This is a genomic window from Streptomyces sp. NBC_00090, from assembly GCF_045160815.1.
Classification (GTDB): Bacteria; Actinomycetota; Actinomycetes; order Streptomycetales; family Streptomycetaceae; genus Streptomyces.
On sequence record NZ_CP108224.1, the window covers coordinates 7,801,740 to 7,822,800 of the forward strand.

Below are 21,061 nucleotides of genomic sequence, written 5' to 3' on the forward strand. Positions count from 1 at the left end.
CTCCTGGAGTCGGGGTGCGGGAAGGTGTCGGCCGGGGCTCAGCGGCTGACCGAGGCCGAGCCGCCCGCGACGAGCGCTTCGACCTCGCGGATCGATGCCATGGAGACGTCGCCGGGCGTGGTCATGGTGAGAGCCCCGTGGACTGTGCCGTAGGCGAGCGCGCGCCGCACACCGTCGGTGGTGAGGCCGTTGCCTGTCCCGTCGCCCGCGGCCAGCAGCCCGTAGATCAGACCGGCCGCGAAGCCGTCTCCGGACCCGATCCGATCAAGGACCTGGAGGCCGGGCATCTCGGGGCCGGCGACGAAGCCGGTGCTGCCGGACCAGGCCGCCGATCCCCAGTCGTTCACGCCGGCGGACGGTACGCGGCGCAGCGTGGTGGCGAGCAGTCTGGCTCCCGGCAGCAGACCGGCCACGTCGGCGAGCGCGTCCGGTACCTCGTCGGGTGCGAAACGGACGGCGTCGGCGTGCGCGCCGGCCAGTCCCAGGGCACCCACGACGACGTCCGCGTGCCGGGCGAGCCGGAGGTCGACCTCGCGGGCCCGGGCGGCTCCGCCTCGGCCGTGCCAGAGACTGGCGCGGTAGTTGGGGTCGTACGACACCGTCACACCGTGCCGCCGGGCCGCGGCCATGGCCTCGTCCGCGACGTCCACGGTGGTGTCGGACAGTCCGGCGAAGACGCCCCCGGTGTGGAACCAGCGGGGCCCGGCGGAGAAGACGGCGTCCCAGTCGATGTCGCCGGGCCGGAGGCGGGAGACGGCCGTGTGCGCGCGGTCGCTGACGCCGAGTGCGCCGCGCACGCCGAAACCGCGCTCCACGAAGTTGAGGCCGTTGCGCACATCGCGGCCGGCGCCGTCCGCGGCGACCCAGCGGATCAGGGAGGTGTCGACTCCGCCTTGCAGGATCAGGTCCTCGACCAGCCGCCCCACCGCGTTGTCGGCCAGCGCTGTCACGACGGCGGTGTTCAGGCCGAAGCAGCGGCGCAGGCCGCGGGCGACGTTGTACTCGCCGCCGCCCTCCCACACCTGGAAGGTCCGGGCGGTGTGGATGCGGCCCTCGCCCGGGTCGAAGCGGAGCATCACCTCGCCGAGCGCGAGCACGTCCCAGGGGCGGCCGGTCATGTGACGCTCCGGGCCACAGCCAGAGCCGTCAGCCGCTGGATCTCCGCGTAGTCGCCGCGCTCCAGGTGGTCGGCCGTGGCCATCCAGCTGCCGCCGACCGCGAGGACCGCGGGAACGCCGAGGTAGGCCGGCACGCGGTCAGCGGTGATGCCTCCGGTCGGTACGAAGCGCATCCCGGGGAAAGGCGCGGCGAGAGCCCGGAGGGCCGCCGGCCCGCCCAGCGTCTCGGCCGGGAACAGCTTCACCGTGTCGAGACCGGCCCGCAGGGCCCGCATCAGCTCCGTCGCCGTCGCCACACCCGGTACGACGGGCACCCGCAGCTCCCGGCACTTCTCCACGACGTCCGGGTCGAAACCGGGCGAGACGACGAAGCGGGCACCGGCGGCCACGGCGCGTTCCGCCTGCTCAGGGGTGAGAACCGTGCCCGCGCCGACGGTGAGACCGCCGTGCGCCGCCATCGTCCTCAGGACCTCCTCGGCGTCCGGGGTGCGCAACGTGACCTCGGCGCACCTGGCCCCGCCCGCCGCGAGTGCCTCGGCGAGCGGGCCGGCCGTCGCGGCGGACGGCACGGACAGGACCGGCAGGAGCCTGGTCTCCGCGAGGACGGACGCGAAGTTGTCGGTCATCGGCCCAGCCATCCGCCGTCGACGGGCAGGACGGTGCCGTGGACGTACGCGGCGGCGTCCGAGGCCAGGAAGACGGTGGCGCCCGCGAGGTCGTCGGCGCCGCCCCAGCGCCCTGCCGGGATGCGGCCGAGGATCGCCGCGCTGCGGGCCGGGTCGTCCTGGAGCGCCTGGGTGTTGTCGGTGGCGATGTAGCCGGGGGCGATGGCGTTGACGTTGACACCGTGGGGCGCCCATTCGTTGGCCAGTGCCTTGGTGAGGCCGGCGATGCCGTGCTTGGCCGCCGTGTAGCCGGGGACGGTGATCCCGCCCTGGTAGCTCAGCAGTGAGGCGGTGAAGACGATCTTTCCTCGGCGGCGGGTCACCATCCCGGCGCCGATCGCACGGGTGAGGGCGAACTGGGCGCTGAGGTTGACCTGGAGGACCAGGTCCCAGTCCTCGTCCGTGTGCTCGGCGGCGGGTGTGCGCCGGATGGTGCCGGCATTGTTGACCAGGATGTCCACCGGCCTTTTCCGGCCGGCGAGTTCGGCGCCGAGGGCGCGTACGGCCTCCGGGTCGGCGAAGTCGGCGCGGATCGCCTCGAAGCCGCGACCGGCCGCCAAGACGTCCTTCTCCACGTCGCTGCCGGTCTCCTCCAGGTGGGCGCTGACGCCGATGACGTCCGCGCCGGCCCCGGCGAGCGCGCGGGCCATGGCGCGGCCGATGCCCCGCCGGGCGCCGGTGACGACGGCGAGCCGTCCGGTCAGGTCGAATGCCGTCATGCCGTGCCTCCGGGGGTGTCGTCGCCGCAGTCGACGAGGATCTTCATCACGTCGCCGCCGCCCTCCAGGGCCGCGAACGCGTCGGCCGCCTCGATCAGCGGAACCACCTTGCTGATCAGCCGCTCCACGGGGACGGTCCCGTCGGCGACCAGCGTCACCGCGCGCTCGAAGTCCGCGCGGTCGTAGAGCCGGGCGCCGACGAGCGTGAGTTCGCGCCAGAAGAAGCGGTGCAGGTCGATCTCGCGGGGCCGGGGGTGGATGGCCACGAGACAGAGCCGTCCGCGCACGCCCAGGACGTCGACGGCGGTCGTCACTCCGCCGGCCGCGCCGGAGACCTCGAAGGCGACGTCGGCGCCGGCGTCGCCGGTCCACTGCCGGACGGCCTCGGACACGTCGACGGCGGCCGGGTCGAGGGTCACCAGGCCCAGCTCCTGGGCACACCGTCGGCGGTGGGCGCTGAGCTCGACGAGCCGGATGTCCGCGCCGGCGGCCTGTGCCACCAGCGCGATGAGTACCCCGACGGGCCCGCCGCCGACCACGACGACCTTCTCCCCGGCGCGGACGTCGGCCCGGCCGACGTCGTGCACGGCGACCGCCGTGGGTTCGACGAGCGCGGCCCGGTCCAGGGGGAGCGAGGCGGGCAGGGGGACGAGGGTGTCCGCGGGTACGGTCCACCGCTGCTGCATCGCGCCGGGGGAGTCGATGCCCATGAAGTCGAGGTGCCCGCAGACGTGCCGGTGACCGGCGCGGCAGGCCGGGCAGGTGCCGTCCCAGCGCAGCGGCATCACGGTCACCGCGTCCCCCGGCGTCGGACCGTTCACGCCCGGCCCGACGCGCAGGACCCGGCCGGACATCTCGTGGCCGAGGACGGCGGGCCTGCTGACCCGGGCGTCCATGTCGCCGTGGAATATGTGCAGATCGGTGCCGCATATGCCGACGTAGGCGGGGGCCAGTTCTACTTCGCCGGGGCCGGGGGCGGATGTCTGCGCGGGTGCCGTGCCCAGGGCACGTGGGCCGGTGTAGTGGACTGCGAGTGTCATGGTGAGGTCAGGGTCCCTTCGGGGCGGACGCCGATGGTGAGCAGGAGGTTGGCGTAGGTGCGGATGTCGGCCGTGACGACGGTCAGGGCGAGATCGGGGGAACGTACGGCGTCGTAGAAGTCGAGGCGCCCGAGCGTGCCGACGGGGACGTGAGCCAGCCGGGCGCGGTACTCGGCGATCGCCGGCGGTTCCGGTGCCCCTTCCGGCGGCGCCATCACCTGCGCCGACTCGATGGGGAGTACGGGCAGCAGCGCGTCGAGCACGGTGGTGACGTCGAGCAGGCCCGGCGTCAGGTTCAGATGGACGGTTCTGGCCCGCTCGCCGACGGCGGTGCTCGCCGGGTAGTGGCCGTCGGTGATCAGGACACGGGCGCCGTGTCCGGCGCCGGCGAGCGCTTCGAGGATGCCGGGGTGCAGCAGTCCGGTCAGGAGCACGGCGTCCGCTCCTTCCGGACGGCGGGGGTGAGGCGGTAGAAGTCGGTCGCGGTGCCGGAGAGGACCGCCGACACCTCGGCGGGCGTGCGGTCGGCGAGGAGTTCCTCCACCGTGGCGGTCCAGCGGTTCCAGCCGCCCGCGAGGACGCACACCGGCCAGTCCGAGCCGAACATCAGCCGGTCGGGCCCGAAGGCGTCGAGCAGGACGTCCCACACGGGGCGGATGTCGTCGAGGGTCCACGTGGCGTGATCCGCCTCGGTGATCAGACCTGACAGCTTGCACCGCACCTGCGGGTGTGCGGCGAGCCGTCGCACGTCCCGCTCCCATCCGTTCAGCGAGCCCCGGGCGAGGGGCGGCTTTCCGGCGTGGTCCAGGACCAGCGGCAGCTGGGGCAGCCGCTCCGCGAGCCGGACCGCCTGGGGGAACTGGTCGCTGCGGATCAGCAGGTCGTACGCGAGACCGCGAAGGCCCACGGCGCGCAGCCCCCGTTCCACCTCCGGCCGCTGCAGCCAGCGGGGGTCCGGCTCGTCCTGGACGAGATGGCGTACGGAACGCAGATAGGGACCGCCGCGGTCGGTGAGCAGTGTGTCGAGCACGTAGCCGATCGCTGGGCAGGTGAGGTCGGCCCAGCCGACGACCGCCCGGATCATCGGGTCCCTGTCGGCCAGGTGCAGGAGCTCGCGGGTCTCCGTCACGGACGGCACGCACTGGACGACCACCGTGCCGTCCAGCTGTCGGCCCGCGAGGGGCCGGGTGGCTGCCGCCCGCAGGTCCTCGGTTGTGAAGTCGCGGCGGATCGGTGCGTGGCCGGGCGCGTCGAGCCAGGGCTGGGGGCGGCGTCGGAGGTCCCACACGTGGTGGTGGGCGTCGATGAGCCGTGGTGCGTCAGACACGGGCGGTCCAGGTGGGGCCGTCGGGGTAGACGTACTCCTTGAGGGACTCCGGGTGCATCTGCGCGCTCAGCCCGGGCAGTGTCGGCGCGAGGTAGTGCCCGTCGGCGATGCGGACCGGGTCGACGAAGTGCTCGTGGAGGTGATCGACGTACTCGAGGACCCGGTCCTCGACCGTCCCGGTGACGGCCACGTAGTCGAACATCGACAGGTGCTGCACCATCTCGCACAGGCCCACCCCACCGGCGTGCGGGCAGACCGGCACGCCGAACTTCGCGGCGAGCAGCAGGATCGCGATGTTCTCGTTGACGCCTCCGACCCGGGCCGAGTCGAGCTGCACGATGTCCACCGCGCCTGCCTGGAGCAGCTGCTTGAACACCACCCTGTTGGCGATGTGCTCACCGGTCGCGACCTTGATGGGACGCAGCGCGGCACGGACGGCGGCGTGGCCGAGGATGTCGTCGGGGGACGTCGGCTCCTCGATCCAGTAGGGGTCGTAGGGAGCCAGGGCCCGCATCCATTCGATGGCCGGCTGGACGTCCCATCTCTGATTGGCGTCCACCGCGATGCGGATGTCGGCGCCGACCGCCTCGCGGGCGGTCCGCATGCGCCGGATGTCGTCCTCCAAGGACGCGCCGACCTTGAGCTTGATCTGGGTGAAGCCCTCGGCGACGGCCTCGCGGGCCAGCCGGGCCAGCTTCTCGTCGGAGTAGCCGAGCCAGCCGGGAGTGGTGGTGTAGGCCGGGTAGCCCTTCTCCAGCAGGCGGGCGACGCGCTCCCGGCGGCCCGGCTCGGCGCGGCGCAGGATCTCCAGCGCCTCCTCGGGGGTGAGGGCGTCGCTGAGCCAGCGGAAGTCGACCTGGGCGACCAGCTCCTCGGGCGTCATCTCGCCGAGCAGGCGCCAGACGGGCTTGCCCGCCCGCTTGGCGGCGAGGTCCCACGCGGCGTTCACGACGGCGCCGGTGGCCATGTGGATGGCGCCCTTCTCCGGGCCCAGCCACCGCAGCTGGGGGTCGTGGACGAGGGTGCGGGAGAACGCCCCGAGATCGGCGCAGAGCTCGTCGACGGAGAGGCCGACCACATACGGGGCGAGGGCGGCTATGGCAGCGGCCTGGACGTCGTTGCCGCGGCCCGTGGTGAAGGCGAGCGCGTGCCCCTCCACCTCGTCACCGGCGTCGGTGCGCAGGACGACGTAGGCGGCCGAGTAGTCGGGTTCGGGGTTCATCGCGTCCGAACCGTCGAGATGCTCGGAGGTGGGGAAGCGTACGTCCAGCACGTCCAGGGCGGTGACGCGGGCGGATGCGGGCAGCGGGGAGGACATGGTGACTCCTTCGGGGGCAGGGCAGGGCAGGGCCTGCGACGAGTGGGGCGGCGGCGCGAGGGGGGCCGGCGGCCGATGGTCCGTGGGGCGGCGGCCGCCGGGCTCATTCCTGGACCTTGCCGCCCGTAATACGGGAGAGGGTGAGGGCGACCAGGATGATCAGGCCGTTGAGGGCGCCGATCCACTGGGCGGGTACGCCGGCCAGGGTGAGCACGTTCTGGATCATGAAGAGCAGCAGGATGCCGCTGAAGGCTCCGAACATGGTGCCCTTGCCGCCGTTGAGGCTGATCCCGCCGATGACGGCGGCGGCGAAGACGGTGAAGATGTAGCCGTTGCCCTGGGCGGAGGCGACGGAGGCGAGGCGCCCCGACAGCAGCAGTCCGGCGAGGGCGGCGAGCACGCTGCCGACGACGATGACGATCCACAGCACCCGGTCGGTGCGGATGCCGGCTGCCTTCGAGGCGTCGACGTTGCCGCCGATGGCGTACAGCGAGCGGCCGAAGCTCGTCCACCCGAGCACGACGACGGCCACGGCGAACAGCACCAGGCAGATCCAGATGGAGGCGGGCACGCCCAGCCACTGGGCGGTGCCGAGGTAGAGCATCGACGGTGGGAGCTGGAAGAACGTCTGCCCTCCGGAGACGCCGGTCAGGACACCGCGGAGCACGATCAACATGCCGAGGGTGACGATGAAGCCGTTGAGTCCGAAGCGGATGATCAGCAGGGCGTTGACCACGCCGACCAGGGCGCCCACGGCGAGCGTGACGGCGACGGCCCAGGCGCCCGGCAGGAGGCCGAGCCCGTGGCCCGCGCCGACCGGCACCACCAGCCAGGCGGCGATCCCGGGGGCGAGGCCCATCGTGGACTCCAGGGACAGGTCCATCTTCTTGACGATCAGGATCATCGTCTGCGCGAGGACCAGGAGGGCGATCTCCGACATGGTCTGCAGCACGTTGATCAGGTTGTCCGGCTGCAGGAAGACGGGGTTGACGATCTGGCCGACGATCGCGATCACCACGATCGCGGGGACGAGGGCGAGATCACGTAGCCGGGCCAGGGGGATCCGGCCGCCGATCAGGCCGGGTCGAGGGGAACGGACCTCGGCGTCCTTCGGCGAGGGCGTGCCCGTGAGGACGGTCTCAGGCATGGAGGTCCACTCCTTCCATCGCGGCCACGAGGTCGTGGTCGTGCCAGCCGCGGGCGATCTCGGTCGTGACCCGGCCCTGGAACATCACCAGAACCCGGTCGCACATGCGCAGGTCGTCGAGCTCGTCGGAGGCGATGAGCACACCGGCTCCGGATTCGGCGGTCTCCTCGACCTTGCCGAGGAGGAACTCCTTGGACCGCACGTCCACACCCGCGGTCGGGTTGATGAGGACGAGCAGCCGGGGGTCGTCGGCCAGGGCCCGGGCCATGACGACCTTCTGCTGGTTGCCTCCGGACAGCGCGGAGACGGGCAGGTCGGGGCCGGGGGTCTTGACGGCCAGTTTCTCGATCATCGCCGCAGCGAGCCGGTCCCGGCGGGTGCGGCTCAGGAATCCGTAGCGGCCGAGCCTGCCGGGTACGGACAGGGTGGCGTTGTCCGCGATCGACATGTCGGGTACGAAGCCCTGGTGGTGGCGGTCCTGCGGTACGAATCCGGCGCCGGCGGCCAGGGCCGCAGGCACGCTGCCGGGGCGGGGGCGCCGGCCGGCGATCGCCACCTGGCCGTTCTCCGCGGACCGCAGGCCCACGACCGTCTCGGCGACCTCCGTGCGACCGCTGCCGGCGGCCCCCGCGAGTCCGACGATCTCGCCGGCGCCCACCTGCAGGGTGACATCGTCGTACGCGGCGCCCCCGAGCCCCTTGACGCTCAGCGCGGCGGGCGCGGTGGCGTCGAGCGTGCTCCGCCGCTCCTCGCGCCGTTCCCCCGCCGCCTCGCCGGTCATGGCGGCCACGAGCTCGGTACGGGGCAGGTCGGAGACGGGCGCGGTCAGGATGTGACCGGCGTCCCGGAACACCGTCACCATGTCGCAGATCTCGTAGACCTCCTGGAGGTGGTGACTGATGAAGAGGAACGTCACGCCTTGCCGTTGCAGGTCGCGGATGCGGTCGAAGAGCCGGCTGATGGCGGCTCCGTCGAGCTGGGCCGTCGGTTCGTCGAGGATGATGAACCTGGCCCCGAAGGACAGGGCCCGGGCGATCTCGACGAACTGACGCTGCTCCACGTCGAGCTCACCCGCCAGGGTCTGCGGATCCACCTCCACCGACCAGGTCGACAGCAGGTCCTGCGCCCGTCGGCGTACCTCCCGCCAGCCGATGAGCCTGCCTCGGGCCTGTCCGTACCGGTTGAGGAAGAGGTTCTCGGCGACGGTCAGGGTAGGGATGATCGTCGACTTCTGGTAGACGCAGGCCACGCGCTCCCGCCAACCGTCCCGGTCGGCGAGCCGGGGTGCCGGGGCGCCGCCCAGGTTCACCGTCCCCTCGTCCGGTGCCTGCAGGCCGGTGAGCACCGACACCAGGGTCGATTTGCCGGCTCCGTTACGCCCGACGAGCGCGTGCGTCTCGCCCTGCCGGATGGTGATCCGGGCGCCGTTGAGCGCCACGGTGGGGCCGTACCGTTTGACTATGCCCGTCGCCTCGACGACGGGCGGGTCCGTCCGGACCCGTCCGCCGCCCGCAGGGGCGGGCCCGGGGGTGATGCTTCGCTCCCCGTCGCTCATGTCAACCGCCTTGTACTCGTGATCGTCGAAGCAGTCGGGTGCCGTCAGCCGAGGTTGTTGCCCCACAGGGACGGGTCGTCGCTCTTGAGGCTGGGGACGCCGCCGTAGGTGCCGCCGTCGGCGGTGACGAGGGGGGCGGAGAGCTGGTCCTCCAGCAGTCCGTCGCGGACCTGCACGATGGTGCTGTCGTGGTCGGTCCTGCCCGGCTTGAACGTCTTCCCGTCGATCGCGGCCTTCAGGTAGTGCAGGGCGTACTTGGCGTAGAGGTCGGCCGGCTGGGAGACGGTGGCGTCGATCCTGCCCTCGGCGATGGACTTGAGCTCCTCGGGAATGCCGTCGTTGGAGACGACGAAGACGTGCTTCTCGTCCTCGGGGCCGACCAGCAGCCCCTTCTGCTTGAGCACCTGGAGCGTGCCGGCCAGGGCGAAGCTGGACTGCATGTAGACGCCCTTGATGTCCGGGTGGGCGGTCAGGTCCGTCTGGAGCTTCTGCGCGGCGACGGCGCCGTCCCAGTTGGTGGCCTCGCCGAGGACGGTGATGCCGGGGTAGTTCTTCTTCATGCAGTCGTTGAACGCCTCGGTGCGGTCACGGCCGTTGATGGAGGCGAGGTCGCCCTGGAGCATCACGACCTTGCCCTTGCCCTTCAGCTTCGTCCCGAGGTACTGGCAAGCCTTCTCGCCGTAGGCCCGGTTGTCGGCGCGGACGACCATGAAGACCTTGCCGCTGTCGGGGCGGGTGTCCACCGTGACGACGGGGATCTTCTTCGCCTCCAGCTGCGCGAGGGTCGGCGCGATGGCGGCGGTGTCCTGGGGAGCCATCGCCAGACCCTTGACGCCCTGGCTGATGAACGTCTGGGCGTTGGCGGTGAGCTTGGCGACGTCGCTCTGCGAGTTGGTGGTCTTGAGTGAGAGACCGAGTTCGCCGGCGTAACGGGGGGTGTACGTGATGTAGGAGTTCCAGAAGTCGGTGTCGGAGCGGGGGTAGTCGACGCCGATGAGCGGCCCGCCGTTCGACGAGGCGGTCGTGCCGGCGCCGCAGGCGCTGAGCAGCGCGAGCGTGGACAGGACGGAGGTGGTGGTGATCAGGGTGCTTCTGAGTCTCATCGGTTCTTCCTCGCGCTGGTTCCCGAAGCGGGCGACGTCTCGCGTGGGCGTCAGCCGTGTGACGCCGACATGAAGAGATGGGATGTATATAACGATCCCCGATGGGCACGTGTCTACCCTTCGGCTCAATCCTTTCGAAGAATGAGTCCTATAGCGCCCGAATGAGACAGAGCCGGCAGGCGTGCTGCGCAAGCCATCCCATCAATTGGCTGCAAGCGCATTGACGCTCCCGAGAGGCGCGTGCTCCACTGGCGGCGCGCGGCTGGGATCGCGCAACGATGTTTACGCTCCCATGAAGGGTGAGCCTACGCGGACGGGACTCCGCCGGCTCAGCCTCCTCCCTCGCCGAGCCGACGCCTCGGCACTCCCCCCTCACCTCCTGCCGAAGGAGTCATGTCATGGCTTCCCCCGACGCCCCCCTCAACCGCAGAAGCTTCATCACGGCGGCCACACTGACCGCGGGCGCGGTGATGCTGCCCAGCATCCTGTCCACGAGAGCCGTAGCCGCCGTTCCGTCCCACGTCACGCTCCCGCAGCGAGGCATGTACGACACCGCGCCCGCCTCGGAGTGGACCGACGGCTTCGTCACCGGCAACGGCGAGTACGGCGCGGTGCTCCACGGGGCGCCGACGCTGGAGAAGGTCGTTCTCAACCATCACCGCTTCGTGCTGCCCAACGGCACCCGCGACGTGGCTCCGCCCCTGACCGCCGGCCGTCTGGGTGCGGCCCAGGACAAGGCGCTGGCCGGCGACTACTGGGGCGCCGCCGAGACCTTCGCGGACGGCTGGTCCCTGCGCTGGACCCAGAGCTTCCACCCCGGCTACGAACTCCAGCTGAGCACGCCCGGCGCGACCACGGCCAACGGCTACGCCCGGATCACCGACTTCCGCACCGGCGAGGTCACCCACACCTGGACCGACAGCGCTGGCGTCTGGAAGAGGCGCGTCTTCGTCTCCCGGGCGGACAAGGTCGTCGTCCACGAGCTGCTGCCCGCCGCGGGCCGCACCGTCGACACCACGATCAAGGTCAACACCGCGCTTGAGGGCGCCCCCGGCAACGTCACCTTCAGCACGATCGCGACGGCATCGAGCGGCGGCGGGTACCTCAATCTGCGCGGTACGTATCCGTCGGGTGAGGGCGCGTACGGGTACGAGGGCGTCACCCGGGTCGTGGTCACCGGCACCAAGGCCTCGGTCCAGGCCGGCGGGGGCACACTGGTGGTCTCCCGCGCGGCCAAGGTCGTACTGCTGACCAAGCTGGGACGCTACGAGAACGCCGGAGACTGGAACGCCAAGCCGCTGCACGCCGCTCTGGCCGCGCTGCCCGCCGACTACGCCGCCCTGCTCGGGCGCCACGCGCCGCTGCACCAGGCCATGTTCGACGGGTCGAGCCTGGACCTCGGCGTCTCCGCCGCCGACCGGCAGCTGTCCACGTCCGAGCTGACCTCACGGCAGAACAACAACCGGTGGACCGTCGACCTCGCCCTCCTCGAGCGGATGTACGACTCCGGGCGGTACCTCTTCGTCAGCTCCAGCGGCGTGCTTCCACCGCGCCTGACCGGCATCTGGGCCGGCAGCTGGAACGGCGCCTGGGCCGACGACTTCACCACCGACGCCAACGTGAACCTCCAGGTCGCCGGCGGCAACATCCTCAGCCACGGCAACGCCATGCAGGGGTACTTCGACCTGGTCCTGGGGCAGCTCGACGACTGGCGCAGGAACGCCACCAACCTGTACGGCACACGGGGCTTCCTCGTGCCGTCCCGTACCGACGGCGAGCACGGTCACATGCTCCACTTCAACGGCACGGGCTTCCCGGGCCAGTGCTGGACCGGTGGCGCCGACTGGATGCTGTACCCGCTCCTCGAGTACTACCAGGTGACCGGCGACAACGCGTTCCTCCGGGACAAGCTGGGCCCGGCCCTGATGGAACTCGCCCTGTTCTACGAGGACTTCCTCACCCGGACCGACTCCCAGGGGAAGGCGGTCTTCGTTCCGTCGTTCTCGATGGAGAACTCGCCCTCCAACACCGGGCAGATGTTCTCCATCAACGCCACCGGCGACATCATGGCCGGGCGCCACGCCCTGCAGGCCGCCATCGACGCGGCGAACACGCTGAACGTGGAGCAGGGCGGTGGGCAGGGCGTGTCCCGCTGGACCGCGCTCCTGGCCAAGCTGCCCGACTACACGGTCAACGGCGACGAAGCCCTGTCCGAGTGGTCCTGGCCCGGGCTGAACGACCGCTACAACCACCGGCACGTCCAACACCTCTACGGGGCCTGGCCCCTGCACGAGATCAACCCCGAGGAGGAGCCCGACCTGATGCGCGCCGCGCGCAAGGCGCTCAGGCTGCGCGGTGACGAGAACTACTCGGCCCACGGCAGCCTCCACCGGGCTCTCGCCTGGAGCCGGCTGAAGGACGGCGCGGCCGTCTACGACAACATCCGCAAGGTCCTCGGCAGCAACATGGTGTTCCGCTCGCTGGTGACCTCCCACAATCCCGACCTGCACATCTACAACACCGACGCCGCCAACGCGCTGCCGGCGATCATCGCCGAGTCCCTGCTCTACACCCGGCCGGGCCTGCTGGAGATCCTGCCGGCACTGCCCGAGCAGCTGACCCGGGGCACGATCCGCGGCGTGCGGGGACGCAACCGCGTCCTCGTCGAGAGCCTCACCTGGGACACCGCGGCCCGCACCGCCACCGTCACCCTCGTCTCCGACATCAGCCAGACCCTCGACTTCGTCTGCCGCCGCGGCATCACCTCGCTGTCCACCACCGCGGCCGTGACGTCCTCCCCGCTCGGCGACCACGCCAGGAAGCTGTCCCTCACCGCGGGAGTCCGGACCCAGGTCACCGTCGGCATGCTCACCGGGACCTTCCGGGTGGTGAACCGTGCCAGCGGCAAGGTGCTCGACGTCGCGAACCAGTCGACCGGCGACGGCGCCTCGGTCATTCAGTGGCCGTGGTCGGGCGGGACCAACCAGCAGTGGCGGCTGCTGCCCGACTACGACGGCACCTTCCGCCTGTCCAACGTCCACAGCGGCAAGGTCCTCGACAACCCCGGCACGTCCATGAACTCCGGCCATGCGCTGGACCAGTGGACGGACACCGACAGCCCCAACCAGTGGTGGAAGCTGGTGCCTTCCGGGGCCAGCGGCCACTACCACCTCGTCAACGGTGCGAGCGGTCTCCGGGTGGACGTGGAGAACGCCTCGACGAGCGACGGCGCCAAGATCGTCCAGATGCCCGCCAGTAGCTCGGCCAGCCAGGAATGGGCGATCGTCAGCCTCTGACAGCGGTCGCCTGGATGCGCACACGTACCGACCGCGGATCCAGGCAGACGCCGATGACCCCAGACGCGGTAGCGGCCCACCCGGCATGCCGGGTGGGCCGCTCCGTTCGTGCGGTGTACCTCGGGCATGCCCCGGAGCACCGCAATCACTCGCAAGCTCCACGAGGCCGTCGACCGGTGGCCTACGCGTACTCCTGAAGAACCCAGGGAAAGCTGATCGAACATGCGAATGGTTGTAATCTGCGGAGACAGCCCTTGACCTGCAATGAGCGGGCAGGGAGCAGATATTTCGGGAGTTTCTTCATGTTCCGGACAATGTCCAAGTCCAAGATCTGACTATTTGGCGTCGCCGCAGGTCAGGGGCATCATGTGCCCCCCTCAGGTCAGCAAACGGTCAGCATGTGTCCCGGACGTGTCCCCGCTTGCTGACCGCGACTATAGTGCGGCGCCTGAGCAGGTTCTTGGGCTGGAACGGATGGTGCGTGACATGGCCCGACAGCTCGCCCGCGGCATGGGGTCCTTCTTCAAGGACTGCGGCTGCGCGAAGCCCACCCGCTGCCCTCACCCGTACTCGATCCGTTTCCGCGACGCGCTCGGCAAGCAGCGCGAGGAGTCCGGATACGACACGCAGGACGCGGAGAAGAAGACGACGGCGCCGTCCGTGGCGGCGGCCCGCCGCGAGCTGGGTCAGCTGACGGTCGAGGAGTACGCGAAGCAGTGGCGGCCCCGGCAGCGCAGGATGACGGACTACTCCACCGGCTGGCACGTCGGGTTGTCCTTCGCGCTCGGACGGTGGGTCGCCCCCCGCCCTGCCCCAGGCCGTACTCGTCCTTCAATACGCGGCAGCGCGAGGTTGGAAAAGGCTCAATATCACCTAACGTAACGAAGCGCTACGAGTCCTCGGTGGCATTGGGAAAGTAGGACCGGAGTCAGGTGCCAGGAAACTGCAGGGCTCTCAAACGCGTGGCAACATGTGGATGGAAGCACCCGTGCCGCAGCCGGCGGAGGCAGGTGACCAGATGGAAGCCCCTTTGGCCTGTGCAGCAATGGTTCTACTGAACCGGGACACGGTTCTGGGCTGGACCGAGACGGCCTTGGCGCTGCTCGGAACGAGTCACCAGAGAATGGCAGCTGCTCGCGCTGTCGACATGCTTGAGCCCTGGCCTCAAAGCCACGACGGGCACTCGTCCGTAACCGAATGGAAGGCTGTTGTCAGACGCACCGGCACCACAGTGCGGTGCTGCACGACGCCTGTCGACGGGGCCGATCCCTCCCTGACCCTCCTCCAGCTACTCACCGAGTCGGACGCTGAACGCATCGACCAGGATGCGACGTTGCTAAGAGCGCTCTTCTCGCAAGCGAGGGTCGGCCTTGCGATTCACGATCGTCAGCTCAAGGTGACCAGAGTGAGCCTCACCCCTGAGTTCCAGGCTCGTCAAGGATCCATGCTGGAGCCAGCCGGAGGGCACGAACTGAGCCAGACGCTACTTGCAGATGACGCCGCAGAGATCAATAGCAGGCTCCGTGACGTGCTGGATACCGGCGAAGCCCTCATGGACGCGCCCCAACGCGCACGTCCACGCGACCAGCCCGACATGGAACGGTTCGTGTCGCTCTCGGCGATCCCTTTGAAAGACCCCAAGGGTTATCCCAGCGGAGTTGTCGCGACCTTCACCGACATCACCGAGGAACACAGAGCGAGAGAGGGACGACTGCTCATCGGTGACGCTGCGCAGCGTATCGGCTCCAGCCTGGCCCCGATCGCATGTGCACAGGAGCTCGTCGACGTCGTCGTACCTGCCTTCGCCGACGCCGCAGCAGTTGATCTCGACGGGTGCGTTCTCTCCGGTGAACAGCCAACCTCCGGACTCGCAGAGCGACCGATCAGGCGAGTAGCCAACCGCGGAGCGGCCGACCTGCTGCCCCAGCCACTCGTCCCCGGCGAGACACAAGGCATCGCCCTGCAGCCCTTGGGGAGTGAAGTGCCTCGGAGGGCAACGATCGTCATCGCTCTGCGAGCACGGGGACAGACACTCGGGCAGGTAGTGATGGCACGCCTCCCCAAGCGGCCGGCATTCGACTCGCTGGATACGGAGATCGCCGAGGAGATCATCTCCCGCACCGCCCTGATTATCGACAATGCCCGTCAGTACATCCGTGAACGCCGCACCGTAGAAATGCTCCAGCGCAGCCCCTTGCCCCCGCCGCCCGACGAGATCAGCGCAGCACAAGTAGCGCTATGCAACCGGCCGGCCGCAGACTCGGGCCGGGACGGCAGCGCATGGGCGGACGTCATCCCCCTTTCCTCGGCGCGCGTCGCCTTCGTCGCCGGCACGACCGTCGGGCACGGCATCGAAGCGGCCGCTGCAGCGGGCCGTCTGCGCACCACTGTCCAGACCCTCTCCGACCTGGACCTCACTCCCGAGGAGCTTCTGACCCACGTCGACGAACTTGTCCGCCGCCTGTATCCCACCAGCGCCCACATCACTGGACGCGAGGTGGGTGCGACATGCCTCTACGCCGTATACGACCCGGTGACGGGCTGCTGCACGATGGCAAGTGCAGGCCACCCCGCACCGGCGATCCTCACCTCTCGAGGCCCCACCACGGTCGCTCTCACCCCAGGACCCGCGCTCGGAATCGAAGGAGATCCCTACGAGCTGGTCGAGTTTGCCCGGCAGCGTGTTTCTCCTGCTCGCGGATCGGGCTGAAAATCTGAACGCGGGCAAGCTCCCCCAGAAGCTCGCGCAGAGCACAGGACTAGCCGATTTCCTCGAAACTATCATCGAGAGCCTCCCTGCGGTGAGGACAGGTGGGGGAGGCGTCGGGGTCGCTGCACGCCTGCGCTCGCTCGCGGAGGACAGCACGGCATCCTGGCAGTTCGAAGCCGATCCCTCGGTCGTAGGGCAAGCACGTGAGATGGTGGCCCAAAGCTTGGCGGCGTGGGACCTGGACGATCTGGCTTTTTCAACAGAACTGATCGCCAGCGAGCTGGTCACGAACGCCATCCGATACGCGGGAGGCCCCATCGGGCTACGGCTCATCAAAGACCGATCACTCATCTGCGAGGTGGCGGACCCCAGCCAGACGCAGCCGCACCTTAGGCACGCCAAGCTTATGGACGAGGGTGGACGCGGACTGTTCCTGGTCCACCAGCTCACCGACCAGTGGGGCAGTCGGTACACCAGCGCAGGAAAGACCATTTGGACCTCTCAAGACATCACCAACGCAACAGCCGCTTCGTAGCCGCTCCGGCCCGTTTGCTGGTTGGCACGCGGTCACTCAGCCAGCCATAAGAACTACCTCCAGGGTCCGTGGGCCATGGACGCCCTCTACCCGGTCCAGCTCGATGTCGCTGGTTGCGGATGGGCCGGAGATCCACGTCTGCGGACGTGCTGGATCGAGCCGCACCAGTGCCTGCGGCACCGAGGCGACCACCTGATCGGGCACACGTACCACGCAGACGTGGTGGTCGGGCATCAGCGTGATCCGTCGCCGACCCTGATCTGGTCCGCCGTCGAGCACGATGGTGCCGGTCTCCGCCACGGCGACCGCGCAGGCCGTTACCACGCTGTGCACCTGATTCAGTTCATGCGGCGTGCTGCTGGCCTCGTCAAGAACCTGCTCGACGGTCGCGGCGGACATCCAGGAGGGGTCCAGGCCCGAGGGAACGAGGGTTGATCGCGAGCCGTGGCCGGCAAGAAGAGTCGCGATCTTCACCGGCAGCTCCTGCGCCGTGCATCGGTGCACGATCGCCCGGTAGTCCGCCAGGTTCTCGGCGAGCAGCTCAATCTGCTCCTCGATGCCAAGTCCGCCGTGCTCTGTCAGGTAGCCACGACCGATGGCCTGCTCATACGGCACGTCTTCGCACGCGGGACCTGCCAGAGCCTTGCGAACCCGGGTGAGGATCTGCTCCTTGCTGCTCACTTCTCGTTCTTCTTCCCACTCTGAGTGCGCTGCCACCAACCCCTGAACGGTTCTGCTGGCATCTCGGGCAGATCGCGGCTCTCGGTCCACTGGCGGGCGCCGGGGCCGGGCAGCTTTCTGGGATGGAGTTTTCGGGTCTTCGAGGCGAGGCGTTCTCCGGCTGCGAGGGCGGCGGGGTGGTCGAGGACCCAGCTGACGGCCTTGATGGCGGCCTTCTCCAGGCGGTGGCCCTTGCCGCCCTCGCCAGCGACCCGTTCGCGCAGGTGCACCAGGACTTCGGGGATGTCGATGGCGACCGGGCAGACGTCGTAGCAGGCGCCGCACAGCGAGGAGGCGTACGGCAGCGAGGCGTCGACCTCGCTCGTGGTGCCCCGCAGCTGCGGGGTGAGGATGGCGCCGATCGGACCAGGGTAGACCGAGCCGTACGCGTGGCCGCCGGCCCGCTCGTACACCGGGCAGACGTTGAGGCAGGCCGAGCAGCGGATGCAGCGCAGCGCCTGCCGGCCGACCTCGTCGGCGAGGGCGTCGGTGCGGCCGTTGTCGAGGAGGACCAGGTGGAAGGCGCGCGGCCCGTCGCCGTCGGTCGTTCCCGTCCACATGCTGGTGTAGGGGTTCATGCGTTCGGCGGTGGAGGAGCGGGGGAGGGTCTGGAGGAAGACCTCCAGGTCCCGCCAGGTCGGTACGACCTTCTCGATGCCGACGACCGAGATGAGGGTCTCAGGGAGGGTGAGGCACATGCGGCCGTTGCCCTCGGACTCGACGACGACGAGGGTGCCGGTCTCGGCGACCATGAAGTTCGCGCCGGAGATCCCGACCTTGGCGCGGAGGAACTTCTCCCGGAGATGCAGGCGGGCCGCCTCCGCCAGTTCGGCGGGGCTGTCGGTGAGGCCCTCGGGTGCCTCGCGGCCCCACTTGCCCATCTCCTCGCGGAAGATGTCGCGGATCTCGCCGCGGTTGCGGTGGATGGCGGGAACCAGGATGTGCGAGGGGCGGTCCTCGCCGAGCTGCACGATCAGCTCCGCCAGGTCTGTCTCGTAGGCGGCGATGCCTTCGGCCTCCAGGTGCTCGTTCAGGCCGATCTCCTGGGTGGCCATGGACTTGACCTTGACCACCTCGGTCTCCCCGGTGGTCTTGACGAGGTCGGCGACGATCCGGTTGGCCTCGGCCGCGTCCGCCGCCCAGTGCACGGTGCCGCCGGCGGCCGTGACTGACTCCTCCAGCTGGAGCAGGTAGTGGTCCAACCGTCTGAGGGTCTGGTCTTTGATGCGCTTTCCGGCCTCACGGAGCTCGGCCCAGTCCGCAAGCTCGGCCACGGCCCCCGCCCGCCTGTCGCGGATGGTGTGGGTGGCGTGACGCAGGTTCGCGCGCAGGGTGTCGTTGCGTACAGCTTCGTGCGCGGCCTTCGGGAAGGCCGGCATGCCGACGAATGTTCCGCTCATACCAGCGGCTCCTCTTCCGTGCTTGCGAGGATCTCGGCGATGTGCAGCGAGCGCTGCGGGGCGTCCTGGCGGCGCAGCATCCCGCCGAGATGCATCAGGCAGGAGTTGTCGGCGCCGCACAGGACCCCGGCCCCGGTGGACAGGGAGTTGCGGATCTTGTCGGCGCCCATGGCGGCCGACACGTCAGAGTTCTTCACGGCGAAGGTGCCGCCGAAGCCGCAGCACTCCTCTGCCCCGGGCAGCTCCACCAGCTTCAGGCCCTTCACTCCTTCCAGGAGGCGGCGGGGGCGGTCGCCCAAACCGAGCATGCGCAGGCCGTGGCAGGAGGGGTGGTAGGTGACCTCGTGGGGGAAGTACGCGCCGACGTCCGTCACGCCCAGGACGTCGACGAGGAACTCCGTCAGTTCGTACGTCCTCGGCACGAGGGAGTCGGCGACCTCGGCGAGCGTGTCGCCGCGTCCTTCGGCCTGGGCCTTGCGGCCGATCCGCGGGTAGTTGTCGCGGACCATGGCAACGCAGGACCCGGACGGGGTGACGACGTAGTCGTAGCCTTCGAAGGCGCGAGCCATGCGGTGGACCAGAGGTTCGGTCTCACGGCGGTAGCCGGTGTTGTACTGAGGCTGGCCGCAGCAGGTCTGAGCGGAGGGGAAGTCCACTGTGACGCCGAGGCGTTCGAGCACCCTCACGGTGGCGACGGCCGTGGAGGGGTAGACGGCGTCATTGACGCAGGTGGCGAAGAGACCGACGCGCATCAGGAGCTCCTCGGGACGGAGTCGAGTCGGGCGGCGGCCGTGTCCCAGGCGGAGCTGTCACCCTGGGGGGTGTAGTGCCGCAGGTGCTGGGTGGAGGCGATGAGGCGGCGCATGTCGGAGAGGTCGCCGACGAGGCCGGCGGCGCGGGCCTGGACGAGGATGTTGCCCAGCGCGGTGGCCTCGGTGGGGCCAGCGACGACTGGCAGGCCTGTGGCGTCGGCGGTGAGTTGACAGAGCAGGTCATTGCGCGAACCGCCCCCGACGAGGTGGACGCGGGTGATGTCGCGGCCGGCGAGTTCGGCGGCCTGACGCAGGGTGCGATGGTGGGCGAGCGCCAAACTCTCCAGAATGCAGCGGACGACGGCGCCCTGGCTGCCGGGGACGCGCTGGCCGGTGCGGCGGCAGAAGTCGCGGATGCGGGAAGGCATGTCCCCAGGCGCGAGGAACTCCGGGGCGTCCGGATCGACGATCGAGGCGAATGGCTCGGCTCGCGCGGCGTCGGCGAGCAGCGTGGGGATATGGGTGGTGAGGTTCTCCTTGTCCCAGGTGCGCCGGCACTCTTCCAGCAGCCACATGCCCATGATGTTGCGGAGGTAGCGGACGGTGCCGTCGATGCCGCGTTCGTTGGTGAAGTTCGCTGCCCGCGAGGCTTCACTGAGCACTGGTGCGTCGAGTTCGAGGCCGGCCAGCGACCAGGTACCGCACGAGATGTAGGCGAAGTCCGGCTCCATTGCGGGCACGGCGGCGATCGCGGAAGCGGTGTCGTGCGAGGCGACCGTCGTGACCGGGGTGCGGGGATCGAGGCCGGTGTAGGCGGCGACATGGGCCAGCAGGGTGCCCGCCGGGTCGCCGGGAGCACGCAGCGGCGGGAGCAGCGTGGGGTCGAGGGAGAGGCGCGTCAGGATGGTCTTGGACCAGGAGGCGGTGCGTGCGTCGAAGAGGCCGGTGGTGGAGGCGTTGGTCTCCTCGGCTCCGAGGCTCCCAGTCAGCCAGTGAATCAGCAGGTCGGGCATGAGGAGCAGAGTGCGGGCGGCATGGCGCTGGACGGTGCCCTCGCAGGCAGCCAGCTGGAAGACCGTGTTGAAGGGCAGGTGCTGCAGTCCCGTGATGCCGTAGAGCTCTTCGGGGCCGACCTTGGCCCACACACGGGCGGAAGCACCGTCGGTACGCGAGTCGCGGTAGTGGAACGGGTGCCCGAGGAGGGCGCCGTCGGAGTCGAGCAGGCCGTAGTCCACGGCCCACGTGTCGACGCCGATGGAGGCGACCCCGCCGGAGCGACTGGCCTCGCGCAGCCCGTCGAGGATGCCCTGGAACAGCGCCAGGACGTCCCAGCGCAGACCGTCGGGCAGCCGCACGGGAGTGTTGGGAAAGCGGTGGACCTCGGTGAGGTCAAGGTTCTCCGGGCCCACACGGCCGACGATCACCCGTCCGCTGGTGGCGCCGAGATCGACCGCGGCGAACGCGGATGCGAAGGCGGAGGACGGTGGAGTGGTGGTCACGGGGATACCTCTGAGGTGCGGGCGGCTCATGGGGAGGGCGGAGGAAGACGGACCGGCGGCGCTCCGCCGGGGCCCGGTGTCAGGGCCGGGCTGCTGGACGGCTCGTGCCGCCGGCCCGCGGTGTCCCCGGGACGGGTGCGTCAGTCACCTGCCCGGG

At 70.0% G+C, this 21,061-nt stretch carries 18 protein-coding genes; 4 read left to right on the forward strand and 14 right to left on the reverse strand.

Annotated features, from left to right (window positions below; translation table 11 throughout):
* Positions 1-38: 38 nt before the first annotated feature.
* The 10 genes from OG361_RS34735 to OG361_RS34780 all read right to left on the reverse strand — a co-directional run bounded on the left by OG361_RS34735 (position 39) and on the right by OG361_RS34780 (position 9,992).
* Positions 39-1,118, reverse strand: a complete 1,080-nt coding sequence (locus OG361_RS34735) for a PfkB family carbohydrate kinase (protein WP_405859950.1) — start codon at positions 1,116-1,118, stop codon at positions 39-41.
* Positions 1,115-1,744 (reverse strand): bifunctional 4-hydroxy-2-oxoglutarate aldolase/2-dehydro-3-deoxy-phosphogluconate aldolase, encoded by a 630-nt coding sequence (locus tag OG361_RS34740; RefSeq protein ID WP_405859952.1) that lies wholly within the window; start codon positions 1,742-1,744, stop codon positions 1,115-1,117. The genes OG361_RS34735 and OG361_RS34740 overlap by 4 nt, the downstream gene beginning before the upstream one ends.
* Positions 1,741-2,502, reverse strand: a complete 762-nt coding sequence (locus OG361_RS34745; RefSeq protein WP_405859954.1) for an SDR family oxidoreductase — start codon at positions 2,500-2,502, stop codon at positions 1,741-1,743. Before OG361_RS34745 ends, OG361_RS34740 begins: the two co-directional genes overlap by 4 nt.
* Entirely contained in the window at positions 2,499-3,542 is a 1,044-nt protein-coding gene (locus OG361_RS34750) for a zinc-binding dehydrogenase (RefSeq protein WP_405859956.1), read from the reverse strand. The genes OG361_RS34745 and OG361_RS34750 overlap by 4 nt, the downstream gene beginning before the upstream one ends.
* Complete coding sequence (locus OG361_RS34755) at positions 3,539-3,976, reverse strand: RbsD/FucU domain-containing protein (protein ID WP_405859958.1); 438 nt, start codon at positions 3,974-3,976, stop codon at positions 3,539-3,541. The genes OG361_RS34750 and OG361_RS34755 overlap by 4 nt, the downstream gene beginning before the upstream one ends.
* The gene (locus OG361_RS34760; protein WP_405859960.1) at positions 3,967-4,869 is read right to left on the reverse strand and encodes an amidohydrolase family protein; all 903 of its coding nucleotides are present in this window, start codon (positions 4,867-4,869) and stop codon (positions 3,967-3,969) included. Before OG361_RS34760 ends, OG361_RS34755 begins: the two co-directional genes overlap by 10 nt.
* The gene (locus OG361_RS34765) at positions 4,862-6,187 is read right to left on the reverse strand and encodes an L-fuconate dehydratase (RefSeq protein ID WP_405859962.1); all 1,326 of its coding nucleotides are present in this window, start codon (positions 6,185-6,187) and stop codon (positions 4,862-4,864) included. Before OG361_RS34765 ends, OG361_RS34760 begins: the two co-directional genes overlap by 8 nt.
* A 103-nt stretch (positions 6,188-6,290) precedes the next feature.
* Complete coding sequence (locus tag OG361_RS34770; RefSeq protein WP_405859964.1) at positions 6,291-7,334, reverse strand: ABC transporter permease; 1,044 nt, start codon at positions 7,332-7,334, stop codon at positions 6,291-6,293.
* A complete protein-coding gene (locus tag OG361_RS34775; protein WP_405859966.1) occupies positions 7,327-8,889 on the reverse strand; it encodes a sugar ABC transporter ATP-binding protein in 1,563 nt (520 codons plus the stop codon). The genes OG361_RS34770 and OG361_RS34775 overlap by 8 nt, the downstream gene beginning before the upstream one ends.
* Before the next feature lie 44 nt (positions 8,890-8,933).
* A complete protein-coding gene (locus tag OG361_RS34780; RefSeq protein WP_405859968.1) occupies positions 8,934-9,992 on the reverse strand; it encodes a sugar ABC transporter substrate-binding protein in 1,059 nt (352 codons plus the stop codon).
* Between the two features lie 398 nt (positions 9,993-10,390).
* Here OG361_RS34780 and OG361_RS34785 point away from each other — a divergent pair, with 398 nt between their 5' ends.
* From OG361_RS34785 to OG361_RS34800, 4 genes are all read left to right on the forward strand, one after another.
* The gene (locus OG361_RS34785) at positions 10,391-13,288 is read left to right on the forward strand and encodes a glycosyl hydrolase family 95 catalytic domain-containing protein (RefSeq protein ID WP_405859970.1); all 2,898 of its coding nucleotides are present in this window, start codon (positions 10,391-10,393) and stop codon (positions 13,286-13,288) included.
* Between the two features lie 486 nt (positions 13,289-13,774).
* On the forward strand, positions 13,775-14,170 hold the full coding sequence (locus OG361_RS34790; protein WP_405859972.1) for a hypothetical protein: 396 nt from the start codon (positions 13,775-13,777) through the stop codon (positions 14,168-14,170).
* A gap of 94 nt (positions 14,171-14,264) precedes the next feature.
* Complete coding sequence (locus OG361_RS34795) at positions 14,265-15,998, forward strand: SpoIIE family protein phosphatase (RefSeq protein ID WP_405859974.1); 1,734 nt, start codon at positions 14,265-14,267, stop codon at positions 15,996-15,998.
* Positions 15,970-16,533 carry an ATP-binding protein gene (locus OG361_RS34800; protein ID WP_405859976.1) on the forward strand — a complete coding sequence of 188 codons (564 nt, stop codon included), beginning with the start codon at positions 15,970-15,972 and terminating at the stop codon, positions 16,531-16,533. The genes OG361_RS34795 and OG361_RS34800 overlap by 29 nt, the downstream gene beginning before the upstream one ends.
* 36 nt (positions 16,534-16,569) lie before the next feature.
* Here the strand turns inward: OG361_RS34800 and OG361_RS34805 are convergent, their stop codons facing one another.
* The 4 genes from OG361_RS34805 to OG361_RS34820 are packed head-to-tail and all read right to left on the reverse strand — an operon-like array spanning position 16,570 to position 20,934.
* The gene (locus OG361_RS34805; RefSeq protein WP_405859978.1) at positions 16,570-17,214 is read right to left on the reverse strand and encodes a lactate utilization protein C; all 645 of its coding nucleotides are present in this window, start codon (positions 17,212-17,214) and stop codon (positions 16,570-16,572) included.
* The gene (locus tag OG361_RS34810; RefSeq protein WP_405859980.1) at positions 17,211-18,653 is read right to left on the reverse strand and encodes a LutB/LldF family L-lactate oxidation iron-sulfur protein; all 1,443 of its coding nucleotides are present in this window, start codon (positions 18,651-18,653) and stop codon (positions 17,211-17,213) included. Before OG361_RS34810 ends, OG361_RS34805 begins: the two co-directional genes overlap by 4 nt.
* Positions 18,650-19,405, reverse strand: a complete 756-nt coding sequence (locus OG361_RS34815; protein ID WP_405859982.1) for a (Fe-S)-binding protein — start codon at positions 19,403-19,405, stop codon at positions 18,650-18,652. The genes OG361_RS34810 and OG361_RS34815 overlap by 4 nt, the downstream gene beginning before the upstream one ends.
* The gene (locus OG361_RS34820; protein ID WP_405859984.1) at positions 19,405-20,934 is read right to left on the reverse strand and encodes a rhamnulokinase family protein; all 1,530 of its coding nucleotides are present in this window, start codon (positions 20,932-20,934) and stop codon (positions 19,405-19,407) included. The genes OG361_RS34815 and OG361_RS34820 overlap by 1 nt, the downstream gene beginning before the upstream one ends.
* Between the last annotated feature and the right edge of the window lie 127 nt (positions 20,935-21,061).

Bases quoted from the DNA above. Each gene is read 5' to 3' on its own strand.
- OG361_RS34735 (WP_405859950.1), bottom strand. From the start codon at position 1,118: ATGACCGGCCGCCCCTGGGACGTGCTCGCGCTCGGCGAGGTGATGCTC.
- OG361_RS34740 (WP_405859952.1), bottom strand. From the start codon at position 1,744: ATGACCGACAACTTCGCGTCCGTCCTCGCGGAGACCAGGCTCCTGCCG.
- OG361_RS34745 (WP_405859954.1), bottom strand. From the start codon at position 2,502: ATGACGGCATTCGACCTGACCGGACGGCTCGCCGTCGTCACCGGCGCC.
- OG361_RS34750 (WP_405859956.1), bottom strand. From the start codon at position 3,542: ATGACACTCGCAGTCCACTACACCGGCCCACGTGCCCTGGGCACGGCA.
- OG361_RS34765 (WP_405859962.1), bottom strand. From the start codon at position 6,187: ATGTCCTCCCCGCTGCCCGCATCCGCCCGCGTCACCGCCCTGGACGTG.
- OG361_RS34770 (WP_405859964.1), bottom strand. From the start codon at position 7,334: ATGCCTGAGACCGTCCTCACGGGCACGCCCTCGCCGAAGGACGCCGAG.
- OG361_RS34775 (WP_405859966.1), bottom strand. From the start codon at position 8,889: ATGAGCGACGGGGAGCGAAGCATCACCCCCGGGCCCGCCCCTGCGGGC.
- OG361_RS34780 (WP_405859968.1), bottom strand. From the start codon at position 9,992: ATGAGACTCAGAAGCACCCTGATCACCACCACCTCCGTCCTGTCCACG.
- OG361_RS34785 (WP_405859970.1), top strand. From the start codon at position 10,391: ATGGCTTCCCCCGACGCCCCCCTCAACCGCAGAAGCTTCATCACGGCG.
- OG361_RS34790 (WP_405859972.1), top strand. From the start codon at position 13,775: ATGGCCCGACAGCTCGCCCGCGGCATGGGGTCCTTCTTCAAGGACTGC.
- OG361_RS34795 (WP_405859974.1), top strand. From the start codon at position 14,265: ATGGAAGCACCCGTGCCGCAGCCGGCGGAGGCAGGTGACCAGATGGAA.
- OG361_RS34810 (WP_405859980.1), bottom strand. From the start codon at position 18,653: ATGAGCGGAACATTCGTCGGCATGCCGGCCTTCCCGAAGGCCGCGCAC.
- OG361_RS34815 (WP_405859982.1), bottom strand. From the start codon at position 19,405: ATGCGCGTCGGTCTCTTCGCCACCTGCGTCAATGACGCCGTCTACCCC.
- OG361_RS34820 (WP_405859984.1), bottom strand. From the start codon at position 20,934: ATGAGCCGCCCGCACCTCAGAGGTATCCCCGTGACCACCACTCCACCG.